This is a genomic window from Deltaproteobacteria bacterium (assembly GCA_016930875.1).
Taxonomy (GTDB): domain Bacteria; phylum Desulfobacterota; class Desulfobacteria; order Desulfobacterales.
The window spans coordinates 1-3,718 of record JAFGFW010000020.1; the positions used below are offsets into that span (position 1 = coordinate 1).

Here is a 3,718-nt window from a genome sequence, read left to right on the forward strand (position 1 = left end):
GCGCCATATCACGTTCCGGATGAATAATTTCTGTCGCTCCAACCCTTTTCAATATTTTAGCGTGATCATCATCCAAGGCCTTTGCCAATATTTTTTTTACTCCGATTTCCTGAAGATACAGGCAAATCAAAATGCTGATACTGATTTTTGTACCAGTGGAAACAATAACAGCATCCATATTCTCAAGACCAAGTGACTTGAGCACCTCCTTATCGGTTGCATCCAAAACCATTGCTTCTGTAGAAAAAGGGTCTATCGCTTGTGCTCTGCCTTTGTCGGCGTCAATAGCGAGGACCTCGTTCCCATCTTCAAATAATGCCTTGGTGGCGTGAAAACCGAAATTACCAAGGCCAATAACCGCAAAATGTTTCATAATATGATCTCCAAAATTCTATCCAACCATAAGGTTTTCTTCGGAATATTCCACACCATTTGATGTGGCGGTTCCCACGACGATATAGGCAAACGCCAGCACGCCAACGCGGCCGATTATCATCATAAAAATTATCCAGCATTTGCCCCATATGGTCAGATCCGGCGTCACGCCCATTGAGAGGCCAACCGTGCCAAACGCAGAGACCGTTTCGAATAAATAGGCAAGAAAAGAGCCATGGGAATTTGGCATCACATGCCCACTCGCTGAATCTCCCACAAGGAGCATGAACAACACCAGGCCGATAATCCCGAAGGAAACCAAAATTAGGGAGATGCTGCGTGTCACGGTTTCGTTGGGTATGCTCTTCTTGAATATGTTAACCCGGCGCTTTCTTCTGATCCTACTCGCCGTGAATGCCGCCAGAAGGGCCAACGTTGTCGTTTTGACCCCGCCTCCGCAAGAACCAGGGGAGGCACCGATCTGAATAAGGACCAGGATGACGCATTGCCCAAAAAACGTGAAATAGCTACCGGTATCAACTACGACAAGCCCAGTGACACATACGGCTGAAGTTGCAGTGAAAAATGAATCCACCCAGGGAATCTCGGCATTAATGGTGGAAATCGGCAACTTGAGGATTATGGAGCCTACTATGATTGCCAAGAGAAAACTCGCCAGCACGATGACGGCTGGATGAATCTTGAGTAATCTTGCCCGAAACGTCATGAACTACACCTCGGGTTCAAGTAATACTCACAATGGAGGTGCCCTTGGGTTTCACAGATTTCATGAAGCCTGTGCCCCCCTAATACCATCCGGTCTAGATAGGCCCCACAAACCGTCATCTCGTGCCGTGAATCAATCTTACTGTAATGCAAATAAGGACACAGTATTTCGAGCTGGACATCCACCTGATCTTTGGATTCAGGTTTAATAGTCGTGACGTCGATTGCGGTTTGAGGCTGCTTACCTTTTGCAAGAAACCGTACATATTCAATACCCGCGTTCCTGAGCCGTTCTACTACTGATCTGTGTTTTGAACAAAGCGGCGCAATAACGTCAATGCCCTTGGTGTACTGATTCTGTTTTAGTACACCGCACAGCTCGATAAGAGCATCACGTTCCCGAAGCGCGATATCTCCGAACCGAATAACAACCGCATCAGGGTGCTCGATAATAGCCTGGTTCAAACATTGCACCGGGCTATTGACGAGTATCGCACCGGGTTTTTGAACCATCCCATGCATCTCACCTGATATATCGCATACCAACAATTTCATTTCCTCAGTCCACTTCTTAAGATGTTCCTGTACACCTGTCATTTCGATCCCCTTTTAACCATCAGACCAATATCTTTGCCGATCTTGAGCAGGCTAATGATTACGACTATAAACTCGAGTCTTCCAAGAAACATGGCAAAGATCTCGGCCCAGAGCGCACCGTCAGGCATTTGCGCTGAAGTCACCCCAACAGAAAGTCCAACGGTTCCCAGGGCGGATGCAAATTCGAAAAGAGAATCGCTCAGGTTGTAGCCGTAAGAACACAGAATTATGACGCCCAATCCGTAGGCGGCCATATAAAGGAAAACAAACATCGCTACTTGCCGAAACCTGGCGTCGTCCAAAAAAACACGCCTGTTTCCTTCCCATATCGGGAGTTCCGTGACAGCGGTTCGTGGGATAAGGTGGCGTTTGATATCCCAAAACAATAATTTAAATAGGAGATAGATACGGAACTGCTTGATCCCGCCAGCCGTGGAGCATGTGCCACCACCAATTAACATCAGGCTGATCAGAAGGATCACTCCAAAAGAGTTCCAGTTGCCATAACTGACCGTTGAGAAACCCGTGGTAGTTAACGCCGATACGGTTTCGAATACGGCGACCCGCATCGCTTTTCCAATGTGGGGGTAAAGGGTTTGGCACGTAAAAATAAATACAACTGCGGCGGATAATGGCATGAGGACGGACTGAAGGCGGACTTCACCATTTTTAAACACAAAGCGTAATTTGCCACGCCAAAGGAACCAAGCGGTTACAAAGCTCAGGTTGCCCAGCAGCATGAGCGGCAAGGTGACAGCTTCGACAGAGATTGAGTTCCAATACCCAATACTCTCAGGCCTGGTTGAGAAGCCACCTGTGGATACGGCGGCGAAAGAATGGTTCACGGCATCGAAAAGTGACATTCCCGCTACCCAATAGGCAAGGGAACCAACCATGGCATAAGCGGAATAAATGATTAAAACCAGACGAGCCGACTGCCTAACATGTGGCACAAGCTGATCGCTTCGACCCTCGGCGCTGGAAATACCAACTCCCGTGGAGCCAACGATGGCTGACATCATAATGATGGCCAACCCCGCCCCACCTGCCAGTTGGACGACGCTACGCCAAAACAGGATCATTGGACCCGCGGCAGTGACATCCACAACCGATAATCCGGTAGTTGTCCAACCGCTTACGGACTCGAAAATCGCCCTGGAAAACGGAAGCCCTAGAACAGAGGTAAAGGGCCAGGCAGAGAAGACAATGACCGTAAGCCAGCTTACAAGGACGATAATGCCACCCTCTTGCACCGATAGGGTTGTGTTCGACTCTGACTTGAACAGTCGCCACAAGATTCCTCCCAGAAGGGCGAGGCATCCAGCGGGAAGGCAGAACGATAGAACATTGGCCGACTCTTCCGGGTTCGGTATCAGAATAAGAAGCGGGGTCAACATAACCACGCTGGACAAGAGAAGAATCACGCCTGTCGAAGAGAGGATGGCGGCATAGCGCCTTTTTAGATATTCTTTTTCTCGCAAAACATCTCCTCTGCTACCGTTGTTCCCCGGTCAGTGCCTTCAAAACAGGGCCATGATTTTCCGGTAGAGTGATCAGCACTACACGGTCACCTGTCTGTAGGTCGTTCCCTCCTCGGGGGACCATGGGCTGGTTGTCACGTATGACGACTGCTATTAGAGCGTTTTCAGGGAGATCTATATCCTTGAGCATCTTACCAACCACAGGAGAGTCAGTTCCCAAAACAATTTCGGTCACATTTACCCTGCCTTCTCCCACTGGCAACAAATTGAGAATCTGTTCAAGAGACGCTCGTTGCTCTATCAGGCTGCCAACGATTTGTGTTGTAGAGAAGGCGGAAACACCGAGTTTTTCAAATATCTCAGTATTGTCGGGGTCGTTAGCCAACGCTATGGCTCTTGGCACGTCGAATTTAAGAAAAGCCAACTGGCAAATTACCAGATTATCCTGATCATTGGGGGTGATCGCCAATATAGCGTCGGCCCCCATTGCTCCTGCTTCCTTGAGAATCCCTGCGTCACTTCCGTCCCCACACACGACC

The 3,718-nt window shown here is 48.8% G+C and carries 5 protein-coding genes; all 5 read right to left on the reverse strand.

From position 1 onward, the window contains the following. Nucleotides 1–373: TrkA family potassium uptake protein (locus JW883_01815; protein ID MBN1841001.1), on the reverse strand; the 373-nt coding region annotated here is incomplete at its 3' end. An 18-nt stretch (nucleotides 374–391) separates the two neighbouring features. After that, nucleotides 392–1,102, reverse strand: coding sequence for a hypothetical protein (locus tag JW883_01820; GenBank protein MBN1841002.1), 711 nt, complete (start codon nucleotides 1,100–1,102; stop codon nucleotides 392–394). Further along, nucleotides 1,099–1,698, reverse strand: a complete 600-nt coding sequence (locus JW883_01825) for a hypothetical protein (protein ID MBN1841003.1) — start codon at nucleotides 1,696–1,698, stop codon at nucleotides 1,099–1,101. The genes JW883_01820 and JW883_01825 overlap by 4 nt, the downstream gene beginning before the upstream one ends. Then, nucleotides 1,695–3,179 carry a TrkH family potassium uptake protein gene (locus JW883_01830; GenBank protein MBN1841004.1) on the reverse strand — a complete coding sequence of 495 codons (1,485 nt, stop codon included), beginning with the start codon at nucleotides 3,177–3,179 and terminating at the stop codon, nucleotides 1,695–1,697. Before JW883_01830 ends, JW883_01825 begins: the two co-directional genes overlap by 4 nt. A 13-nt stretch (nucleotides 3,180–3,192) precedes the next feature. Continuing rightward, nucleotides 3,193–3,718: TrkA family potassium uptake protein (locus JW883_01835; GenBank protein ID MBN1841005.1), on the reverse strand; the 526-nt coding region annotated here is incomplete at its 5' end.